We start from the raw sequence: 14495 nt of genomic DNA, 5'->3' as shown, positions 1-14495 counted from the left end.
TACGGCCCTTGCGAGCCGTACCGCCCGGAACCCGAAGCCGATCGAAGCGGCCGTGCGTCAGACGCGACGGCGCTTCGGCGGACGGCAGCCGTTGTGGGGAGTCGGGGTGACGTCCTGGATGGAGCCGACCTCGAGGCCCGTGGCCTGCAGGGAACGGATCGCGGTCTCACGACCGGAGCCCGGGCCCTTGACGAACACGTCGACCTTGCGCATGCCGTGCTCCTGGGCGCGGCGGGCGGCCGACTCGGCGGCCATCTGCGCGGCGAACGGCGTGGACTTCCGGGAGCCCTTGAAGCCGACGTGGCCGGCGGAGGCCCAGGAGATCACGTTGCCGGACGGGTCCGTGATCGAGACGATCGTGTTGTTGAACGTGCTCTTGATGTGCGCGTGGCCGTGAGCGACGTTCTTCTTTTCCTTGCGGCGCACCTTCTTGGCAGCGCCCTGACGACCCTTGGGGGGCATCTATTACTCCTACGGGAGGTGGTCGGTCCTGCAGCAAGACCGCTGGATGAGCGTCCGCTGAGGACTACTTCTTGCCCGGCTTCTTCTTGCCGGCGATGGCGCGACGCGGGCCCTTGCGGGTACGCGCGTTGGTGCTGGTGCGCTGACCGCGGACGGGCAGACCGCGACGGTGACGCAGACCCTGGTAGGTACCGATCTCGACCTTGCGGCGGATGTCGGCCTGGATCTCGCGACGGAGGTCACCCTCGGTCTTGATGTTGTTGTCGACGTACTCGCGGATCGCGACGAGCTGCTCCTCGGAGAGGTCGCGAACGCGGGTGTTCGGGTCGACGCCGGTGGCGGCCAGCGTCTGCTGCGAAAGGGTCCGGCCGATGCCGAACACGTAGGTGAGGGCGATCTCCACGCGCTTTTCGCGCGGGATGTCAACACCGGAAACGCGTGCCATTCAATGGCTCCAGTTGATTGTCGGAGGTCTTCCACAGGGCCGGATCCCAGCCCGCCGTACGAGGTACGGACCGGGTCCCCGGCCTCCGAGCCGGGGGTGTCGAGCCGTGCGGCTCGGGACCTGCGTATGAACGTGTGTTGCTCGCGTCGCGCGAAGTTCTGCGGAAGTCGCAGAGGGTCGGTCGTGCTGCGGTCAGCCCTGGCGCTGCTTGTGGCGCGGGTTCTCGCAGATGACCATGACCCGGCCGTGACGGCGGATCACCCTGCACTTGTCGCAGATCTTCTTGACGCTCGGCTTGACCTTCATGGGATGTGAGGTTCTCCGGGTCAGTGCCATCACCCCGGCGGGCCGGGGCGCGGGCAAGATCTACTTGTACCGGTAGACGATCCGGCCACGCGTCAGGTCGTACGGAGACAGCTCCACCACGACCCGGTCGTCAGGGAGGATGCGGATGTAGTGCATGCGCATCTTGCCGCTGATGTGTGCCAGGACCTGGTGGCCGTTCTGGAGCTCGACCTTGAACATGGCGTTCGGAAGAGACTCGACGACAGTGCCCTCGATCTCGATGGCACCTTGCTTCTTGGCCACGCTTCGCCCTTCGAATCGACTACCTTGATCGACTCCGGCGTGCACCGTGTGAGTACATGCAGACATGCGGGTGCACAAGAGCCGACGAGTCAGTCTACGTCAGCGCACCCGGAAACACGAATCGAGAAAGCCTGCCCCACACAGGAGATCCTTAACCGAGCGGAGCCCGACCCCCGACGCCGCCCTCGCGGGCTCGGCGCCGGCGGGCCGGGCGAGGAGGGCGCACCGGGGCGCCTCACAGGCTTCGAGCGGCTGCGCCGGCCTCCGGCCGGCGGATCCGCCCGTGGTCGGTCGTCAGCCGAGCGGATCCGGTGCCGCCGTGATGCCCATCTCGGCGAGCTTGGCCTTGCCGCCGTCGGGCGCGGTCAGGACCAGGGGCCCCTGCTCGGTGAGGGCGACGGAGTGCTCCCAGTGGGACGACCAGGTGCCGTCCGTGGTGATGACGGTCCAGTCGTCGGACAGGACCTCCGTCTTCGGGGTGCCCAGGGAGACCATCGGCTCGATGGCGAGGCAGAAGCCCGGGACCAGCTTGGGGCCCTTGCCCCGGCGCCGGTCGACGTAGTTCAGCAGATGCGGGTCCATGTGCATCTCGGTGCCGATGCCGTGGCCGCCGTAGTCCTCGATGATCCCGTACTTGCCGCCGCCCGGCTTCGGCTGGCGGCGGATGTAGGTCTCGACGGCGCGCGAGATGTCGACGAGCCGGTTGCCCTGCTCCATGGCCGCGATGCCGGCCCACATCGACTCCTCGGTCACCCGGGACAGCTCGACCAGCTCCGGGGAGTGGCCGGACCCGACGAACGCGGTGTAGGCGGCGTCGCCGTGCCAGCCGTCGATGATCGCGCCGCAGTCGATGGAGATGACGTCGCCGTCCTTGAGCACGACGTCGTCGGAGGGGATGCCGTGGACGACGACCTCGTTCACCGAGGTGCAGATCGTCGCGGGGAAACCGCCGTAGCCGAGGAAGTTCGGCTTGGCGTTGTGCTCGGCGAGGACCTTGCGCGCGACCTGGTCCAGATCCTTCGTCGTGGCCCCGGGCACGGCGGCCTCGCGGGTGGCCGCGTGAATGGCGGCGACGACCAGCCCCGCCTCACGCATCTTGGCGATCTGCTCAGGGCTCTTGATCTGCACCATGGGGACGACGGCCTTTCTGGACCAGTGAAGGAGTACGGACGCTTCCAACGATACGGGCGGTCACGGCCCCGCAGACGCCGGGCTGCGCGACCCACCCGCGCCACGCCGCAGCCGCGGTCCCTTGAACACGGGAACCGCGGCTGCGACACGACCGGGATCGGACTACTTACCGCTCTTCAGCGCCTCCAGCGCCCGCTCCGTGACCTCGTCGACGGGGCCCATCGCGGAGATGGTGACCACCAGACCCTGCGCCCGGTAGTAGCCGATGATCGGCTCCGTCTGCGTGTGGTAGACCTCCAGCCGCGTCCGCACCGTCTCCTCGGAGTCGTCGTCGCGCTGGTACAGCTCGCCACCGCACGCGTCGCACACGCCCTCCTGCTGGGGCGGGCTGTACGTCACGTGGAACACGTGCGCGGAGTCCTTGCGGCAGACGCGCCGCCCGGCGATCCGCTTGACGACCTCGTCCTCGGGGGCTTCCAGATCGAGTACGGCGTCCAGCTTGATGCCCTCGGTCTGCAGCAGCTCGTCCAGCGCCTCGGCCTGCGACACGTTGCGCGGGAAGCCGTCCAGCAGGAAGCCGCCCTCGGCGTCGGGCTGCTCCATGCGGTCCTTGGCCATGGCGATGGTGACCTCGTCGGGGACGAGATTGCCCGCGTCCATGTAGGACTTCGCGAGCTTCCCGAGCTCGGTCTGCCGGCTGATGTTGGCGCGGAACAGGTCACCTGTGGAGATGTGCGGGATGCGCAGTTTCTCGGCAAGGCGGGTGGCCTGCGTACCTTTTCCAGCACCCGGCGGCCCGACGAGGACGATTCGCATCAGCGGAGGAACCCTTCGTAATTGCGCTGCTGGAGCTGGCTCTCGATCTGCCTCACCGTCTCGAGACCGACACCCACGATGATCAGGATGCTGGTCCCGCCGAACGGGAAGTTCTGGTTCGCCCCGAAACCCGCCAACGCCATTGTCGGCACGAGAGAGATCAGACCCAAGTACAGCGAACCCGGCCAGGTGATCCGGTTGAGTACGAAGCTGAGGTACTCAGCGGTCGGTCGGCCAGCCCGGATGCCCGGGATGAAGCCACCATACTTCTTCATGTTGTCGGCGACTTCCTCGGGGTTGAAGGAGATCGCCACATAGAAGAACGCGAAGAACACGATCATCAGGAAGTACAGAATGATGTGCGCCGTGGCAGCGGGGTTGGCGAGATTCGCCTCGACCCACGTCGCCCAGCCCGCCGTCGAGTTGGAGAACTGAACGATCAGCGCCGGGATGTACAGCAGCGACGCGGCGAAGATGACGGGGATCACACCCGCCTGGTTCACCTTGAGCGGGATGTACGTCGACGTACCGCCGTAGGAACGGCGGCCGACCATGCGCTTGGCGTACTGCACGGGGATCCGGCGCTGGGCCTGCTCGACGAAGACCACCAGGCCGACCATGACGAACCCGACGAGCATGACGGTGCCGAACTCGATCCAGCCGTCCGCCAGGCTGCCCTGCTCCTTGATGGCCCACAGGGCGGAGGGGAAGGTCGCGGCGATCGAGATGAACATCAGGATCGACATGCCGTTGCCGATGCCGCGGTCGGTGATGAGCTCACCGAGCCACATGACGAAGGCCGTGCCGGCGGTCATGGTGATGACCATGGTGATCGTCACGAAGATCGACTGGTCCGGGACGATCTGGTTCGCGACCGGGCAGCCCTGGAACAGGGCGCCGCTGCGGGCGGTGGCCACCAGGCCGGTGCCCTGGAGGATGGCGAGCGCGACGGTCAGGTAACGGGTGTACTGCGTGATCTTCGCCGTACCGGCCTGGCCCTCCTTCTTGAGGGCTTCCAGGCGCGGGATCACCACCGTCAGCAGCTGCAGAATGATGGCCGCGGTGATGTACGGCATGATGCCCAGCGCGAAGATCGTGATCTGGAGCAGCGCGCCGCCGCTGAACATGTTGACCAGACCGAACAGACCCGAGTTGGCTTCGGCATTGTCGATACAGGTCTGTACGTTGCGGTAGTCGACGCCCGGAATGGGAACGTTGGTACCGATGCGGTACACCACAATGATGGCGAGCGTGAAGAGCAGCTTCTTGCGCAGGTCGGGCGTCTTGAACGCCCGGGCGAACGCGGTGAGCACGGTGCCTCCTGCGACCCCCCGCGCAACTGCGTCAAGGGTGACGGTCTTGAGATTCCGACTAAGGACGATTACGTAACGGTCAACTGCCGCCGTGAGTGCCCCGTGTGGGGCGCCCGAGGTCAATGGGCAGCGCAGGCCACCTTACCGGCGAGACTGCCGCCCTAGGAACGACCAACCGGGGATACCCCATTTGTGGGGTATCCCCGGTCGGGATCGCTCTACGTCATCGAGACACCTGAAGGGATCAGACGAGCTCGGTGACGGTACCGCCGGCGGCGGTGATCTTCTCCTTGGCGGAGCCGGAGACGGCGTCGACCGTCACCTGCAGCGCCACGGAGATCTCGCCCTGGCCCAGGACCTTGACGAGCTGGTTCTTGCGCACGGCACCCTTGGCGACCAGGTCCTCGACCGTGACCTCCCCGCCCTCGGGGTAGAGGGAGACGAGCTTGTCCAGGTTGACGACCTGGAACTCGGTCTTGAACGGGTTCTTGAAGCCCTTCAGCTTCGGGAGACGCATGTGGAGCGGCATCTGGCCACCCTCGAAGCGCTCCGGAACCTGGTAACGGGCCTTGGTGCCCTTCGTACCACGACCGGCCGTCTTACCCTTCGACGCCTCACCACGACCGACACGGGTCTTCGCGGTCTTGGCGCCGGGGGCGGGACGGAGGTTGTGGATCTTGAGCGGGTTGTTCTCCGCCATGATCAGTCGACCTCCTCGACCGTCACGAGGTGGCGGACGGTGTGCACCATGCCGCGGAACTCGGGGCGGTCCTCCTTGACGACCACGTCGTTGACCCTCTTCAGGCCAAGCGAACGCAGGGTGTCACGGTGGTTCTGCTTGCTGCCGATGTAGGACTTGACCTGCGTAATCTTGAGCTGCGCCATGATTACGCACCCGCCCCGGCACGCGCACGGAGAAGAGCCGCGGGAGCGACGTCCTCGAGGGGCAGACCACGGCGGGCCGCGATCTCCTCGGGACGCTGCAGGCCCTTGAGGGCCTCCACGGTCGCGTGCACGATGTTGATCTGGTTGTCGGAGCCGAGCGACTTCGACAGCACGTCGTGGATACCGGCGCACTCGAGCACGGCGCGCACCGGACCACCGGCGATCACGCCGGTACCGGGCGACGCGGGCTTGAGCAGCACGACGCCGGCGGCCTTCTCACCCTGGATGGGGTGCGGGATGGTGCCCTGGATGCGGGGGACCTTGAAGAAGTGCTTCTTGGCCTCCTCAACGCCCTTGGCGATGGCGGCCGGCACCTCCTTGGCCTTGCCGTATCCGACACCCACGGTGCCGTCACCGTCGCCCACCACGACCAGCGCGGTGAAGCTGAAGCGACGACCACCCTTCACAACCTTGGCGACACGGTTGATCGCGACGACGCGCTCAACGTATGCGGTCTTCTCGGCGGCAGCTGCGCCGCCGTCACGGCCCTTCCGGTCCCGCCGCTCGCCGCCACCGGCACCGCCACCGCGGCGCTGGGGTCCAGCCATTGGAATTACCTCTCTCTGTTTCCGCTAGCTACGGAACCGGCTCAGAACTTCAGACCGGCTTCGCGGGCGGCGTCCGCCAGAGCGGCGATGCGCCCGGCGTACTGGTTGCCACCACGGTCGAACACGACGGCCTCGACACCGGCGGCCTTGGCGCGCTCGGCGACCAGGGCGCCGACCTGCTTGGCCTGCGCGGACTTGTCGCCCTCGCCACTCCGGATCGACGCGTCCAGGGTGGACGCCGACGCCAGGGTGTGACCCTTCAGGTCGTCGATCACCTGCGCCACGATGTGGCGGTTGGAACGAGTCACGACCAGGCGAGGACGCTCGGCGGTACCCGCGAGCTTCTTGCGGATCCGGATGTGACGACGCTTGATAGCAGCACGCTTGTAGGCGTCGCCCTTGAGGATCTTCTGCCCGTATGCCATGGCTTACTTACCCGCCTTTCCGACCTTGCGGCGGATGACTTCGCCCTCGTACTTGACGCCCTTGGCCTTGTACGGGTCGGGCTTGCGCAGCTTGCGGATGTTGGCCGCAACCTCGCCGACCTTCTGCTTGTCGATGCCCTCGACCGAGAAACGGGTGGGGGCCTCCACCTTGAAGGTGATGCCCTCGGGGGCCTCGACCGTGATCGGGTGGCTGTAACCGAGGGAGAACTCCAGGTTCGAACCCTTGGCGACAACGCGGTAGCCGACACCGCTGATCTCGAGCTTCTTCACGTAACCCTGGGTCACGCCGGTGATCATGTTCGCCACCAGCGTGCGGGACAGGCCGTGCAGGGCCTTGTTCTGACGCTCGTCGTTGGGGCGGGTGACGTTGAGCACGCCGTCCTCACCCTTGGCGATCTCGATCGGCGCCACGACGGTGTGGGTCAGCGTGCCCTTGGGGCCCTTGACCGAGACCGTACGGCCGTCGATGGTGACGTCCACGCCGGCGGGAACCGCGATGGGGAGCTTGCCGATGCGCGACATAGCTGTTTCCTCCGTTCCCTTCCGCTACCAGACGTAGGCGAGGACTTCCCCACCCACGCCCTTCTTGCCGGCCTGCTTGTCGGTGAGGAGCCCGTGCGACGTGGAGATGATCGCCACGCCGAGGCCGCCGAGCACCTTCGGCAGGTTGGTGGACTTCGCGTACACCCGGAGACCGGGCTTGGAGATCCGCTTGATGCCCGCGATGGAGCGCTCACGGTTGGGGCCGAACTTCAGCTCCAGGACGAGGTTCTTGCCGACCTCGGCGTCCTCGACCTTCCAGCCCGTGATGAAGCCCTCCTGCTGGAGGATCTCCGCGATGTGAGACTTGATCTTCGAGTGCGGCATCGCCACGGAGTCGTGGTACGCCGAGTTCGCGTTCCGCAGACGCGTAAGCATGTCTGCGATCGGATCAGTCATGGTCATGAATTGGCCTTCGGCCTCTCTCGCCGGGGTTTCCTGGTGCGCCATCCCTCTCCCCGATCCGAGACGGGACGGGTGCGGCGCGGTGGACCTACGGCGTAGTAAGCAAACATGAGCGGGCAGCTGCCCGCGTGCGTACGGGCACGGCAGGTGCCCAACCCCACAAGCCTAAGCCATGCGGGGCGGGCCTCCTGCCGTTCCCATTGCTTACCGAGAGCCCTGGGAGTCCGGAACTACCGGACTACCAGGAGCTCTTGGTCACGCCCGGCAGCTCGCCACGGTGAGCCATCTCACGAAGGCACACGCGGCACAGGCCGAACTTGCGGTACACGGAGTGCGGACGACCGCAGCGCTGGCAGCGGGTGTAGCCGCGCACTCCGAACTTGGGCTTGCGAGCAGCCTTCGCGATGAGAGCCTTCTTCGCCATCTCGCTCACGCCTCCTTGAACGGGAAGCCGAGGTGACGGAGAAGGGCGCGGCCCTCTTCGTCGTTGGTCGCCGTGGTCACCACGGTGATGTCCATACCCCGGACACGGTCGATCTTGTCCTGGTCGATCTCGTGGAACATGACCTGCTCCGTGAGACCGAAGGTGTAGTTGCCACGGCCGTCGAACTGCTTGGGGGACAGACCGCGGAAGTCGCGGATGCGCGGCAGCGCGAGCGACAGGGTGCGGTCCAGGAACTCCCACATGCGGTCGCCACGGAGCGTGACGTGGGCACCGATCGGCTGGCCCTCACGCAGCTTGAACTGCGCGATGGACTTGCGGGCCTTGGTGACGGCCGGCTTCTGACCGGTGATCGTGGTGAGGTCGCGGATGGCGCCCTCGATCAGCTTGGAGTCGCGGGCGGCGTCGCCCACACCCATGTTGACCACGATCTTGACGAGGCCGGGAACCTGCATGACGTTCTCGTAGGAGAACTGCTCGCGCAGCTTGCCCGCGATCTCCTCGCGGTACTTCGTCTTCAGACGCGGAGTGGTGGTGGTCGTCATCAGATGTCCTCACCCGTCCGCTTGGCAACGCGGATCTTGTTGCCTTCGTCGTCGAAGCGGTAACCGACGCGCGTGACGACCTTGTTGCCGTCCTTCTCCACGACCAACTGGACGTTGGAGACGTGGATCGGGGCCTCGGTGGTCACGATGCCGCCGGCCTGGGAACCGCGAGCGGTCGGGCCGGCCTTGGTGTGCTTCTTGACCCGGTTGACACCCTCGACCAGGACGCGCTCCTCGCGCGGGTAAGCGGCAATGACCTTGCCCTGCTTGCCCTTGTCCTTGCCCGTGATGACCTGGACCAGGTCGCCCTTCTTGATCTTCATGCTCACAGCACCTCCGGCGCGAGGGAGATGATCTTCATGAACTTCTTCTCGCGCAGCTCACGGCCCACGGGGCCGAAGATACGGGTGCCGCGAGGGTCGCCGTCGTTCTTCAGAATGACGGCGGCGTTCTCGTCGAAGCGGATGTACGAGCCGTCCGGACGGCGGCGCTCCTTGACGGTGCGAACGATGACCGCCTTGACGACGTCACCCTTCTTCACGTTGCCACCGGGGATCGCGTCCTTGACGGTGGCGACGATGACGTCACCGATGCCCGCGTAGCGGCGACCGGAGCCACCGAGCACACGGATGCAAAGGATCTCCTTCGCACCAGTGTTGTCGGCGACACGCAGTCGCGACTCCTGCTGGATCACGTCTATCTCCTGATCGTCTGCCGGTTCCCCGACGGGGCTGCTGTGCTGAACGAACAGCGCTCAGCCCCGTCGGAGCCTGGCGGAACTACCCTGCGGTTTGCCGCAGGAATTACTTGGCCTTCTCGAGGATCTCGACGACGCGCCAGTGCTTCGTGGCGGACAGCGGCCGGGTCTCCATCAGGAGGACGCGGTCGCCGACGCCGGCGGCGTTCTGCTCGTCGTGGGCCTTGAGCTTGCTCGTGCTGCGGATGACCTTGCCGTACAGCGCGTGCTTCTTGCGGTCCTCGACAGCGACGACGACGGTCTTGTCCATCTTGTCGCTGACGACGATGCCCTCACGGGTCTTGCGGTCGCCCCGAGCCTCGGTGTTCGTCTCAGTCACGTTGTTCTCGCTCATGCGTTCTCCACCGTTTCGATGCCCAGCTCGCGCTCGCGCATCAGGGTGTAGATCCGCGCGATGTCCTTACGGACGGCCTTCAGCCGACCGTGGTTCTCGAGCTGACCGGTCGCCGCCTGGAAGCGGAGGTTGAACAGCTCTTCCTTGGCCTCGCGAAGCTTCGCGAGAAGCTCCTCGTTGCCCAGCTCGCGCAGCTCGGACGCCTTGGTACCGGCCGACATCACGCTTCACCTGCCTCGCGCTTGACGATCCGGCACTTCATCGGCAGCTTGTGGGCCGCACGAGTCAGCGCCTCACGGGCGATCTTCTCGTTGGGGTAGGACAGCTCGAACATGACCCGGCCCGGGTGCACGTTCGCGATCCACCACTCCGGGGAACCCTTACCGGAACCCATGCGGGTCTCGGCAGGCTTCTTCGTGAGCGGGCGGTCCGGGTAGATGTTGATCCAGACCTTGCCGCCACGCTTGATGTGGCGGGTCATCGCGATACGGGCCGCCTCGATCTGGCGGTTGGTCACGTACGCCGGCGTGAGGGCCTGGATGCCGTACTCGCCGAACGCAACCGTCGTACCGCCCTTGGCCTGGCCACGGCGCTTCGGGTGGTGCTGCTTGCGGTGCTTGACCCTACGGGGGATCAGCATGTCGGTCAGGCCTCCGTTCCGGTGCTCTCAGCCGGAGCGGCAGCCGGAGCCTCGGCCTTGGGGGCCTCGGCAGCGGGAGCCTGCTGCGGCTTGCGGCCGCGACCGCCACGCTCGCCACCGCGGCCACCACGGGCCGGGCGGTCGGCGCCGCCACGGGCCGGGCGGTTGCCGGCGCGGGCAGCGGCGTTCTCGGCGCGGACCTCGGCGATGTTCTTGACGTCGCCCTTGTAGATCCAGACCTTCACACCGATGCGGCCGAAGGTCGTCTTGGCCTCGAAGAAGCCGTAGTCCACGTTCGCGCGGAGCGTGTGCAGGGGCACACGGCCCTCGCGGTAGAACTCCGAGCGGGACATCTCGGCGCCACCGAGGCGGCCACCGCACTGGATCTTGATGCCCTTGGCGCCGGCCTTCATCGTGCCCTGCATGCTCTTGCGCATGGCACGACGGAAGGAGACGCGGGAGGACAGCTGCTCGGCGACGGCCTGGGCCACCAGCTGAGCGTCCGTCTCCGGGCTCTTGACCTCGAGGATGTTCAGCTGGACCTGCTTGCCGGTCAGCTTCTCCAGGTCGCCGCGGATGCGGTCGGCCTCGGCGCCGCGGCGGCCGATGACGATGCCGGGACGGGCGGTGTGGATGTCCACACGCACGCGGTCACGGGTGCGCTCGATCTCCACCTTCGAGATGCCGGCGCGCTCCATGCCGGACGTCATCATCCGACGGATGGCGACGTCTTCCTTGACGTAGTCCTTGTACAGCTTGTCGGCGTACCAGCGCGACTTGAAGTCGGTGGTGATGCCGAGCCGGAACCCGTGCGGGTTTACCTTCTGGCCCATTACCGGGTTCCTTCCTTGCTGCTGACGACCACGGTGATGTGGCTGGTCCGCTTGCGGATCCGGTAGGCACGGCCCTGGGCGCGCGGCCGGAACCGCTTCAGGGTCGGGCCCTCGTCGACGTACGCCTCGGAAATGACGAGGCTGTCGGCGTCGGTGTGGTCGTAGTTGTGCGCGGCGTTGGCGATGGCGCTGTCCAGCACCTTGCCGACCGGCACGCTCGCGGCCTGCGGGGCGAAACGCAGGACCGCCTGAGCCTCCGTGGCACTCATGCCACGGATGAGGTCCACCACGCGGCGGGCCTTCATGGGCGTGACGCGGATGTACCGCGCCTGGGCCCTGGCTTCCATGGTTGTCCCTTCAGTGTCTGTCATGGTCGATTGCACCCCGCCGACTAGCGGCGCTTCGACTTCCGGTCGTCCTTGACGTGGCCCCGGAAGGTGCGGGTCGGCGAGAACTCGCCGAGCTTGTGGCCGACCATCGACTCGGTGACAAACACCGGGATGTGGGTCTTGCCGTTGTGCACCGCGATCGTGTGGCCCAGCATCGCCGGGACGATCATCGAGCGACGGGACCAGGTCTTGATGACGTTCTTGGTACCGGCTTCGTTCTGGACGTCCACCTTCTTGATCAGGTGGTCGTCGACGAAGGGTCCCTTCTTCAAGCTACGAGGCATCTCAACCCGTCCTTAGCGCTTCTTGTTCGTCTTGCGGCGGCGGACGATGTACTTGTTCGACGCCTTCTTGGGCGAACGCGTACGGCCTTCCTTCTTGCCCCACGGGGACACGGGGTGGCGACCACCGGAGGTACGGCCCTCACCACCACCGTGCGGGTGGTCGACCGGGTTCATGACGACACCACGGACGGTCGGACGGACGCCCAGCCACCGCTTGCGGCCGGCCTTGCCCCAGTTGATGTTGCTCTGCTCGGCGTTGCCGACCTCGCCGACCGTGGCGCGGCAGCGCTGGTCGACCAGGCGGATCTCGCCGGACGGCATGCGGAGGTGGGCCATCGTGCCCTCCTTCGCGAGCAGCTGCACCGAGGCGCCGGCGGAGCGGGCGAACTTGGCGCCGCCGCCGGGACGCAGCTCGATGGCGTGCAGCGTCGTACCGACCGGGATGTTGCGCAGGGCAAGGTTGTTGCCCGGCTTGATGTCGGCCCCGGGACCGTTCTCGACGCGGTCGCCCTGCTGCAGGTTGCGCGGGGCGAGGATGTAGCGCTTCTCGCCATCGGCGTAGTGCAGCAGCGCGATGCGCGCGGTGCGGTTGGGGTCGTACTCGATGTGCGCGACCTTCGCCGGCACGCCGTCCTTGTCGTGACGACGGAAGTCGATCACGCGGTAGGCGCGCTTGTGGCCACCACCCTGGTGGCGGACGGTCACACGTCCGGAATTGTTACGGCCGCCCTTGCTGTGCAGGGGACGGACCAGCGACTTCTCCGGCGTGGACCGCGTGACCTCGACGAAGTCGGCGACGCTGGAGCCACGACGGCCCGGAGTCGTCGGCTTGTACTTGCGGATACCCATTTCTCAGTCCTCGTCCGATATCGAACGATCCTGACCGCTTACGCGGTCGGACCGCCGAAGATGTCGATACGGTCGCCCTCAGCGAGGGTCACGATCGCGCGCTTGGTCGCCGCACGCTGACCGAAACCGGTCTTGGTGCGCTTGCGCTTGCCGGCGCGGTTGATCGTGTTGACCCCGGTGACCTTGACCTCGAAGACCGCCTGGACGGCCTCCTTGATCTGGGTCTTGTTGGAGCCCGGCGCGACGATGAACGTGTACTTGTTCTCGTCGATGAGCGCGTAGCTCTTCTCGGACACGACCGGCTTCAGCAGGACGTCACGGGGGTCCGTGAACGCCTTGCTCGCCGGGGTGACGACGGTGTTCTTGCCTTCGGCCTCGTGGCGGCGCGCCTTGGCGACGCGCGCGGCCTTGGCCGCCTTGGCGGCCTTCGAGGCGATCGAGGGGTGACGGGCAGCCATCAGACCTCGCTCCCTTCGTTGTCGTTGGCCTTGTTCGGGCCGGCGACGAAGGACTCGAAAGCGGCCTTGGTGAAGACCACGTCGTCCGAGACGAGAACGTCGTACGTGTTCAGCTGGCCCGGCTCCAGGATGTGGACCTGGGGCAGGTTGCGGGCGGACAGCCACGCGGCCTCGTCGGCGCGGTCGACGACCAGGAGCAGGTTCTTGCGCTCCGAGATCTTGCCGAACAGCGTCCTGGCGGCCTTCGTGGAGGGCGTCTCACCCTCGATCACGCCGGTGACGACGTGAATGCGGTTGTGGCGGGCCCGGTCGGTGAGGGCGTGACGCAGAGCGGCAGCCTTCATCTTCTTCGGGGTCCGCTGCGAGTAGTCGCGCGGCTGCGGGCCGTGGACGACGCCACCACCGGCGAACTGCGGCGCGCGGGTCGAGCCCTGACGGGCGCGGCCGGTGCCCTTCTGGCGGTACGGCTTGCGGCCACCACCACGGACTTCACCGCGGGTCTTGGTCTTGTGGGTGCCCTGGCGGGCAGCGGCCAGCTGCGCGACGACGACCTGGTGGATCAGCGGGATGCTGACCTTCTCGACGTCGAAGATCTCCGCGGGGAGCTCGACGGTACCGGCCTTGTCGCCCGCCGGCGAAAGGATGTCAACAGTGCTCATCGGTTACCTCAGGCCCCCTTGGCCGCGGTGCGGACCAGGACGAGGCCGCCGTTCGGACCGGGAACCGCGCCCTTGATGAGCAGCAGACCCTTCTCCGCGTCAACGGCGTGGACGGTCAGGTTCTGGGTGGTGACCCGCTCGTTGCCCATGCGGCCCGCCATGCGGAGGCCCTTGAACACACGGCCCGGGGTGGCGCAGCCACCGATGGAACCGGGCGAGCGGTGCTTGCGCTGGGTACCGTGTCCGGCGCCGAGGCCACGGAAGTTGTGGCGCTTCATGACACCGGCGAAGCCCTTGCCCTTGCTCTTGCCGGTCACGTCGACCTTCACGCCGGCCTCGAACACCTCGGCGGTGACTTCCTGGCCCAGCGTGTACTCGGAGGCGTCCGCGGTGCGGATCTCGACGAGGTGACGACGGGGGGTGACGTCGGCCTTGGCGAAGTGGCCCTTGAGGGGCTTGTTCACCTTGCGCGGGTCGATCTCGCCGAAGGCGATCTGGACCGACTCGTAGCCGTCGACGTCGTTCGTACGGACCTGGGTGACGACGTTGGGGCCGGCCTTGACGACGGTGACCGGAACAACACGGTTGTTCTCGTCCCACACCTGCGTCATGCCGAGCTTCTCGCCCAGGATGCCCTTGATCTGCTTTGCCATCTCTTCAGATCAC

27 protein-coding genes are annotated in these 14495 nt (G+C 66.7%); all 27 read right to left on the bottom strand.

Features of this window, described 5'->3' with window-relative positions; translation table 11 throughout:
* Positions 1-57: 57 nt before the first annotated feature.
* The 27 genes from rpsK to rplC all read right to left on the bottom strand — a co-directional run bounded on the left by rpsK (position 58) and on the right by rplC (position 14482).
* The gene (rpsK, locus tag F1615_RS26725) at positions 58-462 is read right to left on the bottom strand and encodes a 30S ribosomal protein S11 (RefSeq protein ID WP_003956432.1); all 405 of its coding nucleotides are present in this window, start codon (positions 460-462) and stop codon (positions 58-60) included.
* Between the two features lie 64 nt (positions 463-526).
* Positions 527-907, bottom strand: coding sequence for a 30S ribosomal protein S13 (gene rpsM, locus F1615_RS26720; RefSeq protein ID WP_004984507.1), 381 nt, complete (start codon positions 905-907; stop codon positions 527-529).
* A gap of 192 nt (positions 908-1099) precedes the next feature.
* Positions 1100-1213, bottom strand: a complete 114-nt coding sequence (gene rpmJ / locus F1615_RS26715; protein ID WP_003998809.1) for a 50S ribosomal protein L36 — start codon at positions 1211-1213, stop codon at positions 1100-1102.
* A 60-nt stretch (positions 1214-1273) separates the two neighbouring features.
* The gene (gene infA, locus F1615_RS26710; protein WP_003948620.1) at positions 1274-1495 is read right to left on the bottom strand and encodes a translation initiation factor IF-1; all 222 of its coding nucleotides are present in this window, start codon (positions 1493-1495) and stop codon (positions 1274-1276) included.
* Between the two features lie 294 nt (positions 1496-1789).
* On the bottom strand, positions 1790-2626 hold the full coding sequence (map, locus tag F1615_RS26705) for a type I methionyl aminopeptidase (protein ID WP_149551603.1): 837 nt from the start codon (positions 2624-2626) through the stop codon (positions 1790-1792).
* A gap of 162 nt (positions 2627-2788) precedes the next feature.
* Positions 2789-3442 (bottom strand): adenylate kinase, encoded by a 654-nt coding sequence (locus tag F1615_RS26700; RefSeq protein WP_149551602.1) that lies wholly within the window; start codon positions 3440-3442, stop codon positions 2789-2791.
* Positions 3442-4755 carry a preprotein translocase subunit SecY gene (secY, locus tag F1615_RS26695; protein WP_149551601.1) on the bottom strand — a complete coding sequence of 438 codons (1314 nt, stop codon included), beginning with the start codon at positions 4753-4755 and terminating at the stop codon, positions 3442-3444. The genes F1615_RS26700 and secY overlap by 1 nt, the downstream gene beginning before the upstream one ends.
* 244 nt (positions 4756-4999) lie before the next feature.
* Positions 5000-5455, bottom strand: a complete 456-nt coding sequence (gene rplO, locus F1615_RS26690; RefSeq protein WP_149551600.1) for a 50S ribosomal protein L15 — start codon at positions 5453-5455, stop codon at positions 5000-5002.
* A 2-nt stretch (positions 5456-5457) separates the two neighbouring features.
* Positions 5458-5640, bottom strand: a complete 183-nt coding sequence (rpmD, locus tag F1615_RS26685) for a 50S ribosomal protein L30 (protein ID WP_037929587.1) — start codon at positions 5638-5640, stop codon at positions 5458-5460.
* 2 nt (positions 5641-5642) lie between these two features.
* Positions 5643-6248, bottom strand: a complete 606-nt coding sequence (gene rpsE / locus F1615_RS26680; protein ID WP_004927232.1) for a 30S ribosomal protein S5 — start codon at positions 6246-6248, stop codon at positions 5643-5645.
* Positions 6249-6289: 41 nt separating this feature from the next.
* On the bottom strand, positions 6290-6673 hold the full coding sequence (rplR, locus tag F1615_RS26675; RefSeq protein WP_037929584.1) for a 50S ribosomal protein L18: 384 nt from the start codon (positions 6671-6673) through the stop codon (positions 6290-6292).
* Positions 6674-6676: 3 nt separating this feature from the next.
* Positions 6677-7216: a 50S ribosomal protein L6 gene (gene rplF / locus F1615_RS26670; RefSeq protein WP_033272455.1), complete on the bottom strand. Its 540-nt coding sequence runs from the start codon at positions 7214-7216 to the stop codon at positions 6677-6679.
* Positions 7217-7240: 24 nt separating this feature from the next.
* On the bottom strand, positions 7241-7639 hold the full coding sequence (rpsH, locus tag F1615_RS26665; RefSeq protein ID WP_004984520.1) for a 30S ribosomal protein S8: 399 nt from the start codon (positions 7637-7639) through the stop codon (positions 7241-7243).
* Positions 7640-7877: 238 nt separating this feature from the next.
* Positions 7878-8063 (bottom strand): type Z 30S ribosomal protein S14, encoded by a 186-nt coding sequence (locus F1615_RS26655; RefSeq protein ID WP_003948630.1) that lies wholly within the window; start codon positions 8061-8063, stop codon positions 7878-7880.
* A 5-nt stretch (positions 8064-8068) separates the two neighbouring features.
* Entirely contained in the window at positions 8069-8626 is a 558-nt protein-coding gene (gene rplE, locus F1615_RS26650) for a 50S ribosomal protein L5 (RefSeq protein ID WP_006130773.1), read from the bottom strand.
* A complete protein-coding gene (gene rplX, locus F1615_RS26645) occupies positions 8626-8949 on the bottom strand; it encodes a 50S ribosomal protein L24 (protein WP_031477830.1) in 324 nt (107 codons plus the stop codon). The genes rplE and rplX overlap by 1 nt, the downstream gene beginning before the upstream one ends.
* Positions 8950-8951: 2 nt before the next feature.
* Positions 8952-9320 carry a 50S ribosomal protein L14 gene (rplN, locus tag F1615_RS26640; RefSeq protein ID WP_003998823.1) on the bottom strand — a complete coding sequence of 123 codons (369 nt, stop codon included), beginning with the start codon at positions 9318-9320 and terminating at the stop codon, positions 8952-8954.
* A 109-nt stretch (positions 9321-9429) separates the two neighbouring features.
* Positions 9430-9717: a 30S ribosomal protein S17 gene (gene rpsQ, locus F1615_RS26635; protein WP_149551599.1), complete on the bottom strand. Its 288-nt coding sequence runs from the start codon at positions 9715-9717 to the stop codon at positions 9430-9432.
* Positions 9714-9938 (bottom strand): 50S ribosomal protein L29, encoded by a 225-nt coding sequence (gene rpmC, locus F1615_RS26630; RefSeq protein WP_007494763.1) that lies wholly within the window; start codon positions 9936-9938, stop codon positions 9714-9716. Before rpmC ends, rpsQ begins: the two co-directional genes overlap by 4 nt.
* Entirely contained in the window at positions 9938-10357 is a 420-nt protein-coding gene (gene rplP, locus F1615_RS26625) for a 50S ribosomal protein L16 (protein WP_004927269.1), read from the bottom strand. The genes rpmC and rplP overlap by 1 nt, the downstream gene beginning before the upstream one ends.
* A gap of 5 nt (positions 10358-10362) precedes the next feature.
* Positions 10363-11190, bottom strand: a complete 828-nt coding sequence (gene rpsC / locus F1615_RS26620; RefSeq protein ID WP_030220998.1) for a 30S ribosomal protein S3 — start codon at positions 11188-11190, stop codon at positions 10363-10365.
* Positions 11190-11537 carry a 50S ribosomal protein L22 gene (rplV, locus tag F1615_RS26615; RefSeq protein ID WP_014054168.1) on the bottom strand — a complete coding sequence of 116 codons (348 nt, stop codon included), beginning with the start codon at positions 11535-11537 and terminating at the stop codon, positions 11190-11192. Before rplV ends, rpsC begins: the two co-directional genes overlap by 1 nt.
* A gap of 44 nt (positions 11538-11581) precedes the next feature.
* Positions 11582-11863, bottom strand: a complete 282-nt coding sequence (gene rpsS, locus F1615_RS26610) for a 30S ribosomal protein S19 (RefSeq protein WP_003948639.1) — start codon at positions 11861-11863, stop codon at positions 11582-11584.
* A gap of 12 nt (positions 11864-11875) precedes the next feature.
* Positions 11876-12712, bottom strand: a complete 837-nt coding sequence (gene rplB / locus F1615_RS26605; protein ID WP_149551598.1) for a 50S ribosomal protein L2 — start codon at positions 12710-12712, stop codon at positions 11876-11878.
* Between the two features lie 38 nt (positions 12713-12750).
* Positions 12751-13170 (bottom strand): 50S ribosomal protein L23, encoded by a 420-nt coding sequence (gene rplW, locus F1615_RS26600; protein WP_149551597.1) that lies wholly within the window; start codon positions 13168-13170, stop codon positions 12751-12753.
* On the bottom strand, positions 13170-13829 hold the full coding sequence (rplD, locus tag F1615_RS26595) for a 50S ribosomal protein L4 (RefSeq protein WP_149551596.1): 660 nt from the start codon (positions 13827-13829) through the stop codon (positions 13170-13172). Before rplD ends, rplW begins: the two co-directional genes overlap by 1 nt.
* An 8-nt stretch (positions 13830-13837) precedes the next feature.
* Positions 13838-14482: a 50S ribosomal protein L3 gene (gene rplC, locus F1615_RS26590; RefSeq protein ID WP_030571197.1), complete on the bottom strand. Its 645-nt coding sequence runs from the start codon at positions 14480-14482 to the stop codon at positions 13838-13840.
* Positions 14483-14495 lie beyond the last annotated feature (13 nt).

The sequence above is a fragment of the Streptomyces marokkonensis genome, from assembly GCF_008312835.1.
Classification (GTDB): domain Bacteria; phylum Actinomycetota; class Actinomycetes; order Streptomycetales; family Streptomycetaceae; genus Streptomyces; species Streptomyces marokkonensis_A.
Note: the sequence above shows the minus strand (reverse complement) of the source record. Positions and strands in the feature narration are given on the sequence as shown.

Coding starts and splice junctions, on each gene's coding strand:
- rpsK (WP_003956432.1), bottom strand. CDS start 462: ATGCCCCCCAAGGGTCGTCAGGGCGCTGCCAAGAAGGTGCGCCGCAAG.
- rpsM (WP_004984507.1), bottom strand. CDS start 907: ATGGCACGCGTTTCCGGTGTTGACATCCCGCGCGAAAAGCGCGTGGAG.
- rpmJ (WP_003998809.1), bottom strand. CDS start 1,213: ATGAAGGTCAAGCCGAGCGTCAAGAAGATCTGCGACAAGTGCAGGGTG.
- map (WP_149551603.1), bottom strand. CDS start 2,626: ATGGTGCAGATCAAGAGCCCTGAGCAGATCGCCAAGATGCGTGAGGCG.
- F1615_RS26700 (WP_149551602.1), bottom strand. CDS start 3,442: ATGCGAATCGTCCTCGTCGGGCCGCCGGGTGCTGGAAAAGGTACGCAG.
- rplO (WP_149551600.1), bottom strand. CDS start 5,455: ATGGCGGAGAACAACCCGCTCAAGATCCACAACCTCCGTCCCGCCCCC.
- rpmD (WP_037929587.1), bottom strand. CDS start 5,640: ATGGCGCAGCTCAAGATTACGCAGGTCAAGTCCTACATCGGCAGCAAG.
- rpsE (WP_004927232.1), bottom strand. CDS start 6,248: ATGGCTGGACCCCAGCGCCGCGGTGGCGGTGCCGGTGGCGGCGAGCGG.
- rplR (WP_037929584.1), bottom strand. CDS start 6,673: ATGGCATACGGGCAGAAGATCCTCAAGGGCGACGCCTACAAGCGTGCT.
- rplF (WP_033272455.1), bottom strand. CDS start 7,216: ATGTCGCGCATCGGCAAGCTCCCCATCGCGGTTCCCGCCGGCGTGGAC.
- rpsH (WP_004984520.1), bottom strand. CDS start 7,639: ATGACCATGACTGATCCGATCGCAGACATGCTTACGCGTCTGCGGAAC.
- F1615_RS26655 (WP_003948630.1), bottom strand. CDS start 8,063: ATGGCGAAGAAGGCTCTCATCGCGAAGGCTGCTCGCAAGCCCAAGTTC.
- rplE (WP_006130773.1), bottom strand. CDS start 8,626: ATGACGACCACCACCACTCCGCGTCTGAAGACGAAGTACCGCGAGGAG.
- rplX (WP_031477830.1), bottom strand. CDS start 8,949: ATGAAGATCAAGAAGGGCGACCTGGTCCAGGTCATCACGGGCAAGGAC.
- rpsQ (WP_149551599.1), bottom strand. CDS start 9,717: ATGAGCGAGAACAACGTGACTGAGACGAACACCGAGGCTCGGGGCGAC.
- rpmC (WP_007494763.1), bottom strand. CDS start 9,938: ATGTCGGCCGGTACCAAGGCGTCCGAGCTGCGCGAGCTGGGCAACGAG.
- rplP (WP_004927269.1), bottom strand. CDS start 10,357: ATGCTGATCCCCCGTAGGGTCAAGCACCGCAAGCAGCACCACCCGAAG.
- rpsC (WP_030220998.1), bottom strand. CDS start 11,190: ATGGGCCAGAAGGTAAACCCGCACGGGTTCCGGCTCGGCATCACCACC.
- rplV (WP_014054168.1), bottom strand. CDS start 11,537: ATGGAAGCCAGGGCCCAGGCGCGGTACATCCGCGTCACGCCCATGAAG.
- rpsS (WP_003948639.1), bottom strand. CDS start 11,863: ATGCCTCGTAGCTTGAAGAAGGGACCCTTCGTCGACGACCACCTGATC.
- rplB (WP_149551598.1), bottom strand. CDS start 12,712: ATGGGTATCCGCAAGTACAAGCCGACGACTCCGGGCCGTCGTGGCTCC.
- rplW (WP_149551597.1), bottom strand. CDS start 13,170: ATGGCTGCCCGTCACCCCTCGATCGCCTCGAAGGCCGCCAAGGCGGCC.
- rplD (WP_149551596.1), bottom strand. CDS start 13,829: ATGAGCACTGTTGACATCCTTTCGCCGGCGGGCGACAAGGCCGGTACC.
- rplC (WP_030571197.1), bottom strand. CDS start 14,482: ATGGCAAAGCAGATCAAGGGCATCCTGGGCGAGAAGCTCGGCATGACG.